This window comes from Pseudomonas fjordensis, assembly GCF_976987115.1.
Window position 1 is genome coordinate 4,685,795 of sequence record NZ_OZ336860.1, and the last position, 16,923, is coordinate 4,702,717.

Annotated in this window: 5 protein-coding genes; 1 reads left to right on the forward strand and 4 read right to left on the reverse strand. The window is 63.6% G+C overall.

Going from position 1 to position 16,923, the window contains the following annotated elements:
- Positions 1-126 precede the first annotated feature (126 nt).
- Both ACWHXD_RS21355 and ACWHXD_RS21360 read right to left on the reverse strand, forming a co-directional pair.
- The gene (locus ACWHXD_RS21355) at positions 127-13,023 is read right to left on the reverse strand and encodes a non-ribosomal peptide synthetase (protein ID WP_138762452.1); all 12,897 of its coding nucleotides are present in this window, start codon (positions 13,021-13,023) and stop codon (positions 127-129) included.
- 50 nt (positions 13,024-13,073) lie between these two features.
- On the reverse strand, positions 13,074-13,826 hold the full coding sequence (locus ACWHXD_RS21360; protein WP_138762453.1) for a thioesterase II family protein: 753 nt from the start codon (positions 13,824-13,826) through the stop codon (positions 13,074-13,076).
- A gap of 301 nt (positions 13,827-14,127) precedes the next feature.
- Here ACWHXD_RS21360 and ACWHXD_RS21365 point away from each other — a divergent pair, with 301 nt between their 5' ends.
- The gene (locus ACWHXD_RS21365; RefSeq protein WP_005789991.1) at positions 14,128-14,679 is read left to right on the forward strand and encodes an RNA polymerase factor sigma-70; all 552 of its coding nucleotides are present in this window, start codon (positions 14,128-14,130) and stop codon (positions 14,677-14,679) included.
- Positions 14,680-15,279: 600 nt separating this feature from the next.
- Here ACWHXD_RS21365 and ACWHXD_RS21370 read toward each other — a convergent pair.
- Both ACWHXD_RS21370 and ACWHXD_RS21375 read right to left on the reverse strand, forming a co-directional pair.
- The gene (locus ACWHXD_RS21370) at positions 15,280-16,068 is read right to left on the reverse strand and encodes a substrate-binding periplasmic protein (RefSeq protein ID WP_138762454.1); all 789 of its coding nucleotides are present in this window, start codon (positions 16,066-16,068) and stop codon (positions 15,280-15,282) included.
- A 92-nt stretch (positions 16,069-16,160) separates the two neighbouring features.
- Positions 16,161-16,784, reverse strand: coding sequence for a TetR/AcrR family transcriptional regulator (locus tag ACWHXD_RS21375; RefSeq protein WP_032895985.1), 624 nt, complete (start codon positions 16,782-16,784; stop codon positions 16,161-16,163).
- Positions 16,785-16,923 lie beyond the last annotated feature (139 nt).

A 16,923-nucleotide genomic window follows, 5' to 3' on the forward strand; every position in this document is an offset into this window, starting at 1 on the left:
CAGCCCAATCCGGCCAAGGCACTCCCTTAAGTGAGTCCTATTTTTTCGACCCCGCCTACTGTCAGAATTGACAGTTCGCGCTGAAAAAACGGCGCTGCCCGACCAACGGACAGCGCCCTTTGCGCCTTAGAACCCCTCCAGTTCAGCCATCAAATCACTCAACCGATCCACCTTCTCGGCACCGATTTCATTGGCGGCCAACCCCTCGATATACCCGGCCAACTCCGCCACCGTGCTGCACTCGAACATCGCCCGCAGCGGCACATCCCGCTGCAACGTCTTCTGCACCCGCGAAGCAATCTGCGTAGCCAGCAGCGAGTGCCCGCCCAGTTCGAAGAAGTTGTCCTGCACCCCGACCCGCTCCACCTTCAGCACCTCGGCCCAGATAGCCGCCAAGGTGATTTCCAGTTCAGTGCGTGGCGCCACATAGTCCTGGCTGTGCAACTGGCCGATTTCCAGGGCCGGCAGGGCCTTGCGGTCGAGTTTGCCGTTGGCGTTGAGGGGCAGGCGGTCAAGCCAGAGCCAATGCAGCGGCACCATGTATTCGGGCAGTTCGGCACGCAGGCGTTGCTTGATGCGCTCCAGCTGTTCATTCGGTTCCAGCGTGGCATCGGCTGCCACCAGATAGCCGACCAGGTGCTTGCCGTTGGCCCCCTCTTGCACACCCACCGCCGCGTCACGCACATGGGGTTGTTCATGCAGGCGCGCTTCGATTTCACCCAGTTCGATGCGATAGCCGCGAATCTTCACTTGGTGGTCGATACGCCCGACATACTCCAGCACGCCATCGCTGCGGCGCCGTGCCAGGTCGCCGGTACGGTAGAGCCGCTCGCCAGGCGCGCCAAAGGGGTTGGGTACAAACACCTGGGCAGTGCGCAGCGGATCGCTGACGTAGCCGCGACCGACACCGGTGCCGGCGACGCACAACTCGCCCACCGCCCCTTGGGGCACCAACTCCAAGGCGCCATCGAGCAGGTACAAACGGTTGTTGTCGGTCGGCGTGCCAATCGGCAGGTAAGTACCACGGGTGGAGGCCAGATCGACGCGGAAGAACGCCACATCATCGGAGCATTCCGCCGGGCCGTAGGCGTTCACCAGGCCGATCTGCGGATAACGCAGCAGCCACTGATGGGCCAACTCCGGCGGCATGGCCTCCCCGGTCGGCAACATCCAGCGCAGGCCGTCGAGGCTGATGCGCTCCTGGGCCAGCATGCCCTGAATCAGCGATGGCACACTTTCCAGCACGGTGATGCCCTGTGCTTGAACGTGAGCCAAAAGCCCTTGCGGATCATGGGCAATGGCAGGCGGCACGATGTCCACCCGCGCACCAAACAGCGGCGCGGCGAGGAACTGCCAGACGGAAATATCGAAGCTTTGCGAAGCGGTCTGGGCGATCACATCGGCATCGCTCAGGTTCAGGTACGGCACCTTGCTCAACTGGTTGTTGAGCATGCCGCGCTGTTCGACCATCACGCCCTTGGGCAAGCCGGTGGAGCCTGAGGTGTAGATCACGTAGGCAAGGTTGTCCGGGGCACTGTAGACGCCTGGGTTTTCGCCACGGGCGGGGATTTCCTCCCACACCAGCAACTGGCAGTCGAAGCCTTCAAGCAGTTCGATCGCCTGTTCCCGGCATGCTTCGGTGCACACCAGCAACGGCGTGCGGCTCATGCCGATGATACGACTCAGGCGCGGCCCAGGCAGCCCAGGATCCAGCGGCAGATAACCGGCACCGGCCTTGAAGCTGCCGATGATCATGCCGAGCAAGTCCAACCCACGTTCAGCCAGCAACGCCACCGGTTGGTCTAGGCCCACACCGGCCGCAATCAACGCGTGGCCGAGGCCGTTACTGCGGCGGTTCAGCTCGTCGTAGTTCCATTGCTGGTCGAGGCAACTGGCGGCGATGCGCTGCGGATGCTGCGCGACCTGCTCCTCGAACAACTCGATGTAGCTGCGTTCCAGCGGGTAGGCATGTGCGCTCTGGTTACAGCCTTCCACAAGGAATTCACGCTCCTGCTCGCCAATCAATGGCAGCTCGGCCATGTCGCCATGGAAGCCCTGCACCAGCGCCAGCAACAGGCGTTTGAACTCAGCGAGCATGCCTTGCACGGTGCTTTCGTCGAAATAACGCTGGTCGTAGGACAGGTGCAAACCGAGGTCATCGCCCGGATAACACACCGCCGTCAGCGGGAAGTTGGTGTGGGTGCGGCCAGAATCCGAGGTAGCGTTCAGGCTTTGCGCTCGGTCCAGCACCGAGACTTCCACCGGCGCGTTCTCGAACACGAACAGGCTGTCGAACAGCGGCTGGCCCTTGGGCAATTCGCTGTGTTCCTGGATCGTCACCAAGGGCAGGTATTCGTACTCGCGCAGTTGCATATTGCTGTCGAGCAAGGCGCTCAACCACTGGCGCACGCTGCACGTCTGGCCGTCCTCGGGCAGTTTTACCCGCAACGCGATGCTGTTGATAAACAGGCCGACGGTGCGTTGCATCTCGGGCATGTCCACCGGGCGCCCGGCCACGGTGACGCCGAACAGCACGTCGCGATCGCCACTCAAACGCCGCAGCACCAGGGCCCACGCCGCTTGCGCGAAGGTGTTGACGGTGAGCTGATGCGCCTGGGCCAGTTCGCGCAGTTGCGCACCGTCGCGGGCATCCAGGCGGGTGTAGCAGTCGCCCACCACCATGCCGCCGCTGCCACCGGCGTGTTCGCGCAGGAACGGGCGGTCGCTCGGGATCGGCGTGGCGCGCTCGAAGCCTTGCAAGTTTTGCTGCCACCACTGGCGCGCTTCGTTGAGGTCCTGGCGTTGCAGCCAGGCGATGTAGTCGCGGTAGCGCGGCGGCGTCGCCAGTTGCGCGTCGCGGCCTTCGCCCAGGGCCGTGTAGATATCGAAGAAGTCATTCATCAGCAGCGAACGGCACCAGGCATCGATCAGGATGTGGTGGTTGCTCATCATGAACCAGTAGCGCGCCTCGCCCACGCGGATCAGGCGCAAGTGGAAAGGCGCCTGGTTGAGCAAGTCAAAACCGGCTTCGCGTTCGGCCTTGAGCAAGGCTTGCAGACGCGGCTCCTGCTCGTCCTGCGGGTCGGCGCTCCAGTCCAGGTACTCAATCGGCGTGCTGCCGGGCTTGTGGATCACTTGCAGCATGTCTTCGCCGACGTTCCAGCAGAACGAGGCACGCAAGGCTTCGTGGCGGGCGATCACCGCTTGCCAGGCCTGGGCAAAACGCTCCGGGTCCAGGGCGCTGTTGATGCGGTAGCGGTCCTGCATGTAATACAGGCCGGTGCCGGGCTCCAGCAGGGTATGCAGCAGCAGGCCCTCCTGCATCGGGGTCAGCGGGTAGACGTCTTCGATGGCGCTGGCCGGAACCGGCAAGGCGTCCAGTTGCACCTGGGTCAGGTGCGCCAGGGGGAAGTCGGACGGTGTGAGTCCACCGGCATCGTCCTGTAGGCAATGGGCGATCAGGCTGTGCAATTCGCCCAGGTAAGCCTCGGCCAGATCGCGAATCACCTGTTGATCATGACGCTCGCGGCTGAAGGTCCAGCGCAGCACCAGCTCGCCGCCGTAGACCTGGCTGTCGATACTCAGTTCATTGGGCAACGGCGCATCCGGGTCATGGGCCAGGCCGGCGGATTCCTCCAGTGGATGGAACAGCGCCTCAGTGCCAAAGCTCTGGTCGAACTGGCCCAGGTAGTTGAAGGTGATCTGCGCGCTCGGCAACGCGGCCATGCTCTGCTTGCACAGGTCATCGGCCAGGTAACGCAGCACGCCATAGCCCAAGCCTTTATGGGGCACACCGCGCAGTTGTTCCTTGATCGCCTTGATCGAGTCGCCCTGCTCGGCCTGGGGCGTCAGACGCAGCGGATAGGCACTGGTGAACCAGCCCACGCTGCGGGTCAGGTCGATGTCATCGAACAAGGTTTCGCGGCCATGGCCTTCCAGTTGAATCAGCGCCGAGGCGTGCCCGCTCCAGCGGCATAGCACGCGGGCCAGGGCGGTCAGCAACAGGTCGTTGACCTGGGTGCGATAGGCACTCGGCGCCTGTTGCAGCAACTGCCGGGTGCGCTCGGCATCCAGGCGCACGCTGACCGTCTCGGCATCACAGTTTCGCAATGCTCCTTGTGGGCGCTGCACCGGCAAGGCCACGGCCGGGCCAGCCAATTGCGCTTGCCACAGGCTCAGCTCTTCGCGCAGGGATTCACTGTGGGCATAGGCGTGCAAGCGCGCGGCCCAATCGCGCAGCGCGCTGGTTTTGGCCGGCAGGCTGACGGACTGGCCTTCACTCAGTTGGCGATAAACGTTTTGCAGGTCTTCCAGCAGGACGCGCCACGACACGCCGTCCACCACCAGGTGATGGATGGCGATCAGCAAGCGTTGCTGGCCTTGCGGCCCATCCACCAGCAAGGCGCGCAGCAGCGGCCCCTGTGCCAGGTCGAGGCTGCGCTGGGTGTCGGTGAACAACGCCGTGCACGCCTGCATGTCGCGCACCTGCGCCTGCAGCAGCACGCCACCTTCCGGCACGCCCAAGTGCTCGGCATGCCATTGCGCGCCACGCGGGGTAAAGCTCAAGCGCAGCGCGTCGTGGTGTTCCAGCACGGCCAGCAGCGCTTGCTCCAGGCGATGGGCATCGAGCAGTTGCAGTGGCTTGAGCACCAACGCCTGGTTCCAGTGCTGGCGAGCCGGGATGTCGGTGTCGAAGAACCAGTGCTGGATCGGCGTGAGGCCCGAAGGACCGGTCAGCAGCCCTTGCTCGGCGATGACGCGCTCCGAGCGGGTCGCCACGGCCGCCAGGCTTTGTACAGTCTGGTGCTGGAACAGGTCACGGGGACTGAAATGAATCCCGGCCTGGCGCGCACGGCTCACCACCTGGATCGACAGGATCGAGTCGCCGCCCAGTTCAAAGAAATTATCGTCGAGGCCGACTTGCTCCACGTTCAGCACCGCGCACCAGATGGCGGCCAGGCTGTGTTCCAGCTCACTGCGAGGGGCCACGTAGGCTTGGCGATTGGCCTCTGGGTCCGGCTCCGGCAAGGCGCGGCGGTCGAGCTTGCCGTTGGCGGTCAGCGGCATGCTTTGCAGCACGATCAGATGCGCGGGCACCATGTAGTCCGGCAGCTGCGCCTTGAGGTGCGCCTTCAACGCGTCGCGCAAGGCGACGTGCTCGGCATCGCTGACCAGGTACGCCACCAACTGTTTGCCGCTCGGCGCATCCAGAGCCAGCACCACTGCTTCGCGTACAGCTTCATGTTCGAGCAAGCGCGTTTCGATTTCGCCCAGCTCGATGCGGAAACCGCGGATCTTCACCTGATGGTCGATACGCCCCAGGTACTCCACCAGGCCATCGGCACGCTGGCGCACCAGGTCGCCGGTGCGGTACAGGCGCCCGCCCTTGGCGGCAAACGGGTCTGCGACAAAGCGCTCCGCCGTCATCCCCGGCCGCTGATGATAACCCTGGGCCAGGCCGGCGCCACCGATGTACAGCTCACCGCTGGCGCCCCGGGGCACCAGCGCCAAGTCGGCGTCTAGAATATAGGCCACGCGCTCGCCGACGATGCTGCCAATCGGCACGCTGCCGGCGCCCTCCTCTAACTGCTCGGGCGCCAGGCTGGCCAAGGGCATCACCACGGTTTCGGTGGGGCCGTAGGCGTTGAAGAACAGCTGGGGCGTGAACGCCGCACGGATGCGTTGCAGGTGTTCGCCGGTCAAGGCTTCGCCACCGGTGATGCACATACGCACCGGCAGCGTCTGTTGTTGGGTCGCCAGCCACTGCGCCAGCTGGCTGCCGTAGCTGGGGGTAAAACCGAGCACATTGATGCGATGGGTACGGATCAGCGCGCAGATTTCTTCGGCATCCCACTGGCCCTGGGCGCGCAATACCACCCGCGCCCCGCACAGTAGCGGCACCAGCAAACGCTCGGTGGCAGCGTCAAAGTTGATCGAGTAAAAGTGCAGCTCGCAGTCATCCGGGCGCATGTCAAAGCGCTCGATCACCGCCTGGCAGTGCATGGCGATCTCACCATGGGACACCACCACGCCTTTGGGCTTGCCCGTGGAACCCGAGGTGTAGATGAGGTACGCCTGGTGTTGGGCCAGACTCACGAACGGCAGCGCCTCGGCGGGGTAATTGGCCAGCACCGGCGAGTCATCCTCCAGGCACCAGCACGCCACCGTCGCCGGCAATTCACCCAGGGCTTCGAACAGGGCCGCATCACTGAGCAGCAGGCCGATGCCACTGTCTTCGATCATGTAATGCAGGCGGTCCAGCGGGTATTCCGGGTCCAGCGGCACGTAGGCGCCGCCGGCCTTGAGGATCGCCAGCAAACCGATGACCATTTCCAGCGAACGCGGCAGCGCCAGGCCCACGCGCACCTGCGGGCCCACGCCACGCTCGCGCAGCATCCAGGCCAGGCGGTTGGCGCGTTCATCCAGTTGCGCATACGTGAGAGTCACACCGGCAAAGGTCAGCGCCGGGGCATCCGGCCGCTGGCTCGCCTGCTGGCTGAACAGCTGATGGATGTACTGGTCGAGGCGATGCTCGCCCTTCTCCACCCCCATGCTGTCTTGCAAGGCGCGTTGCTCATCCGCGTTCAGCAACGGCAATTCGCTGAGGCGCTGGCCGGGATCGGCGATCAGCGCTTCGAGCAGGTTGCACCAATGCGCGGCCATGCGAGCAATGCGCGGCTCGTCGAACAGGTCGGTGCTGTAGGTCAGGCAGCAACCCAGGCGATGGTCGAGGTCGGTGACTTCCAGGTTGAGGTCGAACTTGGTCGCCCGCGCATCGTTGGCCAGGTACTCCACGGTCATGCCGGCCAGTTGGCGGCTTTGCTGGAATTCCCAGCGCTGCACGTTGCACATCACCTGGAACAACGGGTTGTACGCCGCGCTACGCGGTGGTTGCAGAGCCTCTACCAGATGGTCGAACGGCAGGTCCTGATGGGACTGGCCCTCGATCACGGTGTGACGCACCTGCTCGAACAACTCGCTGACCTGCATCTGCCCAGTGAGCTGGCAACGCAGCACCTGGGTATTGAGGAACGCGCCAATCAAGCCTTCGCTTTCCGGGCGGATTCGGTTGGCCACTGGCGCGCCGATGCGCAGGTCGGTCTGGCCGCTGTAGCGGTACAGCAACACCGCCAGGGTCGCGGTCATGGTCATGAACAGCGTGAGGCCGTGTTGCGCGTTGAAGGCACGCACGCGGGCGGCCAGTTCATCGCTTAAATCAAAACGGTAAAGCTCGCCCCGGTGGCTTTGCACGGGTGGCCGTGGACGGTCGCCGGGCAGTTCCAGCAAAGGGTGTTCGTTGCCCAGTTGCGCGGTCCAGTAGTCCAGCTGGCGCTGGCGCTCACCGGCTTCCATCCACTGGCGTTGCCACACGCTGTAGTCGAGGTACTGCACCGGCAACGCTGGCAACGGCGAGTCGCGCTCGTCGATAAAGGCTTCATACAGGGCGCTGAGTTCACGGGCAAAGATGTCCATGGCCCAGCCTTCGGTGACGATATGGTGCAGGGTCAGCACCAGGTAATGCTCTTGCTCGCCGGCCTTGACCAGGCAGGCCCGCAACAGTGGCCCGGTTTCCAGGTTGAACGGCGTGTGCGCCTCGACATCGGCCAGTTGCTGCAAACGCTGCTGGCGCTGCGGCTCATTCAGCGCGGAGAAATCCTGCCAACCCATGCGCACAGTGGTTTGCGCCGAGACCTTCTGGCAGGCCACGCCGTCGACACTGGGGAAGGTGGTGCGCAGGGTTTCATGACGCATGATCAAGGCTTGCAAGGCCGCCTCGAAACGCCCCACATCCAGTACCCCGCGCAGGCGCGCCATGCCACCGACGTTGTAGGCCGGGCTGTCCGGCTCCATCTGCCAGAGGAACCACATGCGCTGCTGGGAATAGGACAAGGGGACCGGCTGGCTGCGGTCGACTTTGGCGATGGCAGTCTGTTGGTTCCTCTGGCCCGCCGCCTGGATCAGCCCGACCTGCTCGGCAAAATCGCCCAGCTCGCTGGCTTCGAACAAGGTGCGCAGCGGCAGCTCGACGTCACAAGCCTGGCGGGTGCGAGAGATGATTTGCGTGGCCAGCAACGAGTGCCCGCCCAGTGCGAAAAAGTCATCGCGCAGGCCGATGCGTGGCAGGCCCAGCACCTCGCGCCAGATCGCGGCGATTTGCAGCTGCAAGGGGGTGTGCGGTTCGACGTGTTCGCGGGTTTGCCATACTGGCTCTGGCAAGGCACGCCGGTCGAGCTTGCCGCTGGGGCTCAGGGGCATGGCGTCCAGGCGCATCAGCAGCGCGGGCACCATGTACTCTGGCAACTCGGCGGCCAGGGCGATTTTGACCGTTTGCTCATCCAGTTCGGCGTCGGCGGTGTAGTAGCCGATCAACTGGGCATCACGCACCAGCACCACGGCTTGGGCGATGCCTGCGAGGGCCAGCAGGCGCGCTTCGATTTCTTCCGGTTCCACCCGGAAACCCCGCAGCTTGACCTGCTGATCGAGGCGCCCGAGGTATTCGAGGACGCCATCGGCGTTCCAGCGCGCACGGTCACCGGTGCGATACAGGCGGGTGCCCGCCGCGCCCAACGGGTCGGCGACAAAACGTTCGGCCGTCAACCCGGCACGGCCCAGGTAACCCCGCGCCAGGCCGATGCCGCCGATGCACAGTTCGCCCGGCACACCGACCGGCAGCGGGTTGAGCTGCTCGTCCAGCACGCGACAGATCACATTGCCCAGTGGCCGGCCAATCGGCGAGCGCTCGCCATCCGAGGCGGCGCATTGCCAGTGGGTGACGTTGATCGCGGTCTCGGTCGGGCCGTAGCGGTTATGCAATTGCACCGCTGGCAAGCGCGCCAATACGCGGTTACGCAACTCGGCGGGCAAGGCTTCGCCACCGGAGAACAGGCGACGCAGACTGGTGCATTCGGCCACCAGCGGCTCGTCGATAAACAGCTGCAACAGCGGCGGTACGAAGTGCAGCGTGGTCACCCCATGTTCCTGCACAAGCTGCGCGATACGGTGCGGGTCGCGATGTTCGCCCGGCCCGGCCAGTACCAGGCGGCAGCCGGTAATCAATGGCCAGAAGCACTCCCACACCGACACGTCGAAACTGATCGGCGCCTTTTGCATCAGCACATCGGTGTCGTTCAGTTGATAGGTGGCCTGCATCCACTGCAACCGCTCGGCCAGGGCGCCGTGGGTGTTGCCCACGCCTTTGGGTTGGCCGGTGGAACCGGAGGTGTAGATCACGTAGGCGAGGTTATCGCCATGCAGGTGCAAGCCGGGCGCCTGGGTCGGCCAGCTGTCGAGGTGCAGGCTGTCCATGGCGATCACGCACACGCCTTCGGCACTGGGCAGTTGGGGCAGCAAGGCGGTCTGGGTGAGCAGCAGTTGCACGCCGCTGTCCTTGAGCATGTAGGCCAGGCGCTCGGCGGGGTAATCCGGGTCCAGCGGCACGTAGGCGCCACCGGCCTTGATGATGGCGAGCAGGCCGATCAGCAGTTGCGGCGAACGCTCGGCGGCGATGGCCACGCACACGTCCGGGCCCACGCCCTTGTCGCGCAGGTAATGGGCCAGGCGGTTGGCCTGGGTGTGCAGTTGGGCGAAGGTCAGGCTGCCGTCTTGCCAGACCAGCGCGGTGGCGTCCGACGTCCGTTGGCTGAGCAACTCGGGCAGCCAGTGCCGGGCCGGCGCGCAGGGGGCTTCGCTCCAGGGTTGCTGTTCGTCAGCCTGCATCAACGGCAGGTCGCCGATGGCGTGTTGCGGTTGCGAACACACAGCTTGAAGAAGATGAATGAACTGCTCGGCCAGGCGCTGGATGGTCGCGCAATCGAACAGCTCGTCGGCGTAGTCGAACGACAGGCTCAAGCGTCCATTGCGATCTTCTTCGCTGTGCAGTTGCAGGTCGAACTTGGCTTCGCGGCTGTGCCAGGGCAACTCATCGGCCAGCAGGCCCGGCAGGCGGCGCAAGGCACTGAGGTCACGTTGCTGGTGGTTGAACATCACTTGGAACAGGCCCTGTTCGCGGGCCTGGGGGAAGGCTTCCAGCAGTTGCTCAAAGGGCAGGTCCTGATGGGCCTGGGCAGCCAGTGTGGTCTCGCGAGTGGCGGCCAGCAACTGGTTGAACGGCAGGCGCCCGTCCAGATCGGCGCGCAGCACCAAGGTGTTGATAAAGAAGCCGATCAGGCCCTGGGTTTCCTGGCGCGGACGGTTGGCATTGGGCACGCCGATACGGATATCGCGCTGGCCACTGTAGCGATAGAGCAAGGTCTGGAACGTCGCCAGCAGCAGCATGAACGGCGTCGAGTCATGGGCCTGGGCGGTCTGGCGTATCGCCGCACTGAGGCGCGCATCCAGGCGAACGCTATGGCGCGCGGCGCTGTGCCGGTGCTGGCCGGCACGCGGGTGATCGGTGGCCAGGTTCAGGGCCGGATGCTCGTCACCCAACTGCGCTCTCCAGTACGCCAGCTGTCGTTGGCCCTCGCCTTCGGCCAGCCATTGGCGCTGCCAGCTGCCGTAGTCGGCGTATTGCAAGGCCAACGGCGGCAGCTCCAGGGGTTGGCCCTGGGCGGCAGCGGCGTACAGGCGCGAGAACTCGTCGATCAGGATATTCAGCGACCAACCGTCGGCAATGATGTGGTGCAAGGTCACCAGCAATTGGTGCTCTTCATCGTCCAGGCGCACCAGGGTTACCCGCAGCAACGGGCCTTTTTCCAGGTCGAACGGGCTGCGCGCCTGCTCTTCGCGCACCTGTTGCGCACGGGCTTCGCGCTCGGCGTGGGGCAAGTCGCTGAGGTCGATGATCGGCAGTTCGAAATCCGCCGACGCCTCGACACGCTGGAACGCCTGGCCGTCGCGTTCGTAGAAGCGCGTGCGCAGGGCTTCGTGGCGCTGGATCAGTTGCTGGAAGCTGTGGCGCAGTGCGTCTTCATCCAGCTCGCCGCGCAGGTGCAAGGCGCCGGGAATGGTGTAGGCGCTGCTGTTGGGGTCCAATTGCCAGGTGATCCACAGTCTGTTCTGTGCCAGGGATTGGGGCAGGTCTTCTTGACGCGACAGCGCGTGGATTGCGCCTTGGGCCACGCCGCCGTCCTGTTGCAGTTGCGCCACAGCCGCAGCAAAGGCCGCGAGGGTCGGCGCATCAAATAGCAGGCGCAGGTTCAACTCCAGCCCGAGGCTTTCGCGCAGGCGGGCGACCACTTGGGTCGCGGTGATGGAGTTGCCACCCAGCAGGAAAAAGTGATCATCGCCCGCCACATGAGCCAGTTGCAGTTGCTCGCACCAGATCGCCGCAATCTGCTGTTGCAGGTCCGATTCCAGCGCCACTTCGCTCGCCGGCCCCTGCAGCCCGGGGAATTGCGCGTAGCTGTCGAGGCTGCCATCGGCATGCCGAAGCGCACAGGCTGCACGCTGCACTTTGCCGCTGGAGGTCTTCGGCAACGCGCCGGGGTTGAGCAGTACCACAACGCTCGGGGCTTGCTGGTAGGCCTCGGCCACGGCTTGGCGAATCGCCTTGATCAGCGCTTCGGGCGGCAGGATTTTCTGCACGCTGCGGCTGATTTCCGCAGCGATGCCGATGCCTTCCACGCCCTGGTCATTCACCGCAAACGCGGCGACCCGGCCCTTGCGCACCACTTCCACTTCGCGCTCGATGGTCTGTTCGATGTCCTGGGGGTAGAGGTTGTGGCCGCGCACGATCAGCAGGTCTTTCAGGCGCCCGGTGATATACACCTCGCCGTCGCGGATAAAGCCCAGGTCACCGGTGCGCAACCAGGTGCGGTCAGCATGCTGGACGAAGGTCTTGGCACTGGCTTCAGGGTTGCGCCAGTAGCCGTGGGCGATGCTCGGGCCGGCGGCCCAGAGTTCGCCGACGCACTGGTCGGGCAGCTCGGTGAGGGTGTGCGGGTCGGCGATCAACACGGCGTGGTCCGGCTGGCTAGTGCCGCAACTCATGATCGCAGGGCCCTGCCCCGGTTCGGCACGGTTGGCGGCCAGCGCCTGTTCGTCCAGGCGCAGGGCGGGAATGCCACGGCCACGGCTGCCGCCAGCGACAAACAGGGTGGCTTCGGCGAGGCCGTAGGAGGCGAAGAAATTATTCGGGGTGAAACCACAGGTGGCGAATTTTTCCGCGAAGCGTTCCAGGGTGTCGAGGCGGATCGGTTCGGAACCCGAATAGGCGACGCGCCAGCGGCTCAAATCCAGGCGTTCCAGGGCCGACTCACTGACCCGTTCGCTGCACAGGCGGTAGGCGAAATCCGGGCCACCGCTGATGGTGCCGCCGTATTCGCTGATCGCCTCCAGCCAGCGCAAGGGCCGGCCGAGGAAATAGGCCGGCGACATCAACACGCAGGGCACGCCGCTGAAAATCGGTTGCAGCAGGCCGCCGATCAGGCCCATGTCGTGGTACAGCGGCAACCAGCTGACGATCACGTCGTCAGGGTTGAGGTCGATCCCGAAGCCGCGACGAATCAGCACTTCGTTGGCTACCAGGTTGCCGTGGCTGACTTGCACGCCCTTGGGCAAGGCGGTGGAGCCGGAGGTGTATTGCAGAAACGCGATGTCGTCGGCCTTGAGGTCGGGCTCGACCCACTGGTCGGCCTGCTGCGCCTCCAGGGTGTCGACGCTCAACACCGCGGGCGCATTTTCAATCTGCGCCAGGCCTTCGCTGAGGCTGGCAATAGTCAACAGCAGCCGCGGCTCGGCATCGCTGATGATCGACAGCAGACGCTCCTGGTGATGACGGCGCGTGGATTCGGGCGGATACGCCGGCACCGCGATCACCCCGGCGTATAGGCAACCAAAGAACGCCGCCACATAGTCCGGGCCACTGGGGAACAGCAACACCGCGCGCTCGCCCAAGCCAGCATTGGCTTGCAAGGCAGCGGCGATGGTGCGGGCGCGTTGGTCGAGGTCGCGATAACTGAGCACCACACTGTGCTCGGCGCTCTCGGCGAGGAAGCGCAACGCCACCTGGTCCGGCGTCTGCGCAGCACGCTGTTGAAGGGACTGGACCAGGGTGCGGGGGAGTTCGAAGGCGTCCATCATGGGGTTCCTGCCTGAAATCGGCTTACGGGAAATTCGGGAAACGGTGGAGTTCAGCCGGCGGCGAGCTGCCGCGCCGCGCCAATGCGCCAGCGCGTCAGGTGCTCGTCGGCATAGCGACGCACACAGCGCAGCACCGCGCTTTCGTGCTGCACAAGGAAGAAGTGGTGGCCGTCAAACATGTCCAGGGAAAACCCACTGGCGGCATCGAGTTGCCAGTCGAGCAACTGGTCGGCACGCACGCTGTCCTGCTTGCCACCGAACACATGGATCGGCAGCGCCAGGGGCTGGCGCTCGCCATAGGTGAAACTGCCGCACAGCAGGAAATCGGCGCGCAGGATCGGCAACATCAGTTGCATCAACTCAGGGTTGGCCAGGGCTTCTTCGGCGGTGCCCTGCAATTCGCGCAGGCGGGCTACAAGTTGGGCATCGGTCTTTTCGACGGCGTACTCGCTCACATCACGACGCGCCGGGCCCGCCGTGCCAGACGCGAACAACGCCAGCGGCGCAGGCAGACTGCGTGCGTTTAAAGCGTGGGCCAATTCAAACGCCAACAGCCCGCCAAGGCTGTGACCGAACAAGGCATAAGGGCCATCCAGATCACGGCTGATCTCTTCAGCAAGCTGCGCGGCCAAGGCCTTGATATCGCGCTGCAACGGCTCGTCCATGCGCATGCCGCGCCCCGGCAATTCCAGCGGGCACACCTGCAGCCAGTCCGGCAGCACCCGGCGCCAGCGCGCATAGACCGAGGCGCTGGCGCCTGAGTGGGGCAGGCAAAACAGGCGTAGCCGCAGGGGCGTACTCATCCGGCGAGTACTCCAAACTGAAACACGCTGAATGCACGATAAAAACCCATCTGGTCCTCCTGCGGGTGCTGATCCTTGGCCGTTGTACTAACGAACCTGTCACCCATGAGAACGGACGGAGCCTTCAAATAATTAGTCGCCGGGGGCGAGCGAGACGTGGTTCACACCTTTGCCCAAGGCATAAGATTAGTTCGTCTTCTCATTTGACAATCATTATCATTCAGCATAATTTGTTGCCCGATGTGTAGGAGGCCTCAGCAGGGAAGCCCTCCCCTAACCTATTAGCAACAAGGTGATTTCCATGACGGAACAAGTATCCACAGGCAGGTGCGATTCACCCCTTCTTCAGGCGTTCGTCGACAATCGGCTGATCCTGGTGAAGATCGCGGCCCGCATCACCGGGTGCCGCTCCCGCGCCGAAGACGTGGTGCAAGACGCCTATTTTCGGCTGCAGTCGGCACCGACCATCACCTCATCGTTCAAGGCCCAACTGAGTTATCTGTTCCAGATCGTGCGCAACCTGGCGATCGATCACTACCGCAAGCAGGCCCTGGAGCTCAAATACTCCGGGACCGAAGAGGAAGGCTTGAATGTGGTTATTCACGGCGCTTCACCGGAAACCTCGCACATCAATTTCAACACCCTGGAAAACATCGCCGACGCCCTGACGGAGTTGCCACAGCGCACCCGCTACGCGTTCGAGATGTACCGCCTGCATGGCGTGCCGCAAAAAGACATCGCCAAGGAGCTTGGGGTGTCGCCGACGCTGGTGAACTTCATGATTCGCGATGCGCTGGTGCATTGCCGCAAGGTGTCGGGTAGCCATAGCGATACGTTTGCGCGGCGGGTTTGAGAGAAGCGCAAAATGTATGGGCGGCAGCTTCCAACGGTAACCACGATGCGAAGCGAGCCGCTTTTGATCTGCTTTTGATCTGCTTTTGATCTTGATCTTAGGCGCCCCGTTAAACCACGCTGGCCGAACGCAGGCTTGAATTCGTGGGTAACCCGGCAGGACGCCGGGTTAGCCGCCCCGCGCCATGGATGGCGCGTGGCGGCGGCCCACGGATTCAAGCCTGCGTTCGGGCACACCGAGCCTAAGCGAGGTGCCGAGTGGTGGGGCAAGAGCGCTTTGCTTACTTTCGCGCTTTTCGAAAGTGAGCCGCCGTCAGGGCGGAACCCTAAGTGGCCGTTACCGCAGCAATGGATATGTACACAATCCAACTGTGTTGACTGTCTGGCCGCCTTCGCGAGCAAGCCCGCTCCCACAGTTGGATCGTGGGGTGTCAGGTCGATAGGTGTCGGCTTTCAGGCCGTCATCGCAGGCAAGCCAGCTCCCACACTTTTGATCGTGGGGTGTCAGGTCGATAGGTGTCGGCTGGCAGGCCATCATCGCAGGCAAGCCAGCTCCCACAGTTGATCCCGCTGGGCCCGAAGGCTTTTATTTATTGAGATTTCAAGGCAGTGGCGTCACATCAATACGATACGGCTCGAAAATCTTCAACATCTGACCATTATCACGCAGCCCCTTGAGCAACCCGGCAAACGCCGGCCCGGTGATCGGTGCCTTTGGCCGCAGCAACGCATAGTGGTGATACACCTGGTCAATACGCTCCGACACCAAAAACTGCCCCGCCATGTCCGCGTTGCGCACCATGAAATCACTCAGGTACGAACGGGTAACCAACGCAATATCCGCACGCCCACGAGCAACCATCAGCAGATTACTGTCATGGGAATAGGTCAACGTCGCATTGAAACGCTCGGCCATGTTCTTGGGATCAGGATTGAAGTCAGCAAAGGCATAGTGATACCCACTGAACACCGCCAGACGTTTACCGGTAAGGTCGGAAAAATAACCCTGGTCGCGCCCGGGCTGACGCTGAGCGACAAAAATCTCCGCATCTTCCAGCCCCATATCAACACTGGTATGCGCAATATTCTGCCAACCCCAGGCCGGGTTTTCGAAGATCGCCATGTCGACCCGGCCTTGCTCGAAGTCGCGAAAACGCCGGGGGATCGAGGTAGGCACCACCACAAACTGGTAATCGGTTTGCGCAGCGTTCAACGCTTCGACCAATTGCGGCAACAACCCGGTGTCGGCCCCTTGCTCGGGGCGCACGGTGTAGGGCGGAAAATGCGCAGCGCCGATTCTCACCAACTGCGCGGCACCGGCCTGCGTCCACGCGGCGGTGCCCAGTGCCCATAAAGTAAGTCCTGCAGCCAGCCGCCATGGCGAAAACATCGAGGCACACACCGTTGAAGAGTTCAATGCCGATAAGCTAGGCGTTTTTACCGGGGGAGACAACTTTCGCCAGCAAATTAATGGCTTGCGCCTCAGTCCGCCTTCAGCACCATCAACAAGGCCTCTTCGGCCAACTCTTCAAGGGTCAGGCTGCCTTGGGCGCGAAACCAGGTGGTGGTCCAGGACAAAGCGCCGGTGAGGAAGCGCCGGGTGATAAACACATCGCCCCGGATGTAGCCAGCGGCCTTGGCCTCGCCCAGCACCTGCAACCAGATCTGCTCATACACGTCACGCAGGGCCAGCACGTGCGCCTGGCCTTCAGCCGACAGCGAGCGCCATTCGTAGACCAGCACCGCCATGGCCTCGCCACTGCCGCCCATGATCGACTGCAACTCGCAGCGGATCAGCGCCAGCACGCGCTCGCGCACCGTGCTCGCCTCCTCCAGTGAGGCGCGCATCATCGCGGTGTTGTAATGGATGGTTTCCTCCATCACTGCGCGCAGGATCTCATCCTTGCTCTTGAAGTGATGAAAGATGCTGCCGGACTGAATGCCCACGGCGCTGGCCAGATCTCGCACGGTGGTGCGCTCGAACCCCTTGTTGCGAAACAGATGAGCCGCGGTTTGCAGCAACTTGCCGCGGGCGCTCTCGGGGTCGGTCAATTGGCCACCATCGACCATGGTGCGCATCACCCCCAGGGCTTTGTGCTCATCCATGCTGCTCTCCTTCACGTCTACTGTCGTCTTGGCCGGCAATTTAGGCCGTGACTGCCACCCAAGCAAGCGCTTGGGTAAAACTTGTGACTGGAGTTTACAAACCAAGCGCTTGCTTGGTAGTCTCGACGCCAGCCCTTGG

What these genes read in the sequence shown, in the direction of transcription:
- ACWHXD_RS21355 (WP_138762452.1), bottom strand. Translation starts at nt 13,023, where the DNA reads ATGATGGACGCCTTCGAACTCCCCCGCACCCTGGTCCAGTCCCTTCAA.
- ACWHXD_RS21360 (WP_138762453.1), bottom strand. Translation starts at nt 13,826, where the DNA reads ATGAGTACGCCCCTGCGGCTACGCCTGTTTTGCCTGCCCCACTCAGGC.
- ACWHXD_RS21365 (WP_005789991.1), top strand. Translation starts at nt 14,128, where the DNA reads ATGACGGAACAAGTATCCACAGGCAGGTGCGATTCACCCCTTCTTCAG.
- ACWHXD_RS21370 (WP_138762454.1), bottom strand. Translation starts at nt 16,068, where the DNA reads ATGTTTTCGCCATGGCGGCTGGCTGCAGGACTTACTTTATGGGCACTG.
- ACWHXD_RS21375 (WP_032895985.1), bottom strand. Translation starts at nt 16,784, where the DNA reads ATGGATGAGCACAAAGCCCTGGGGGTGATGCGCACCATGGTCGATGGT.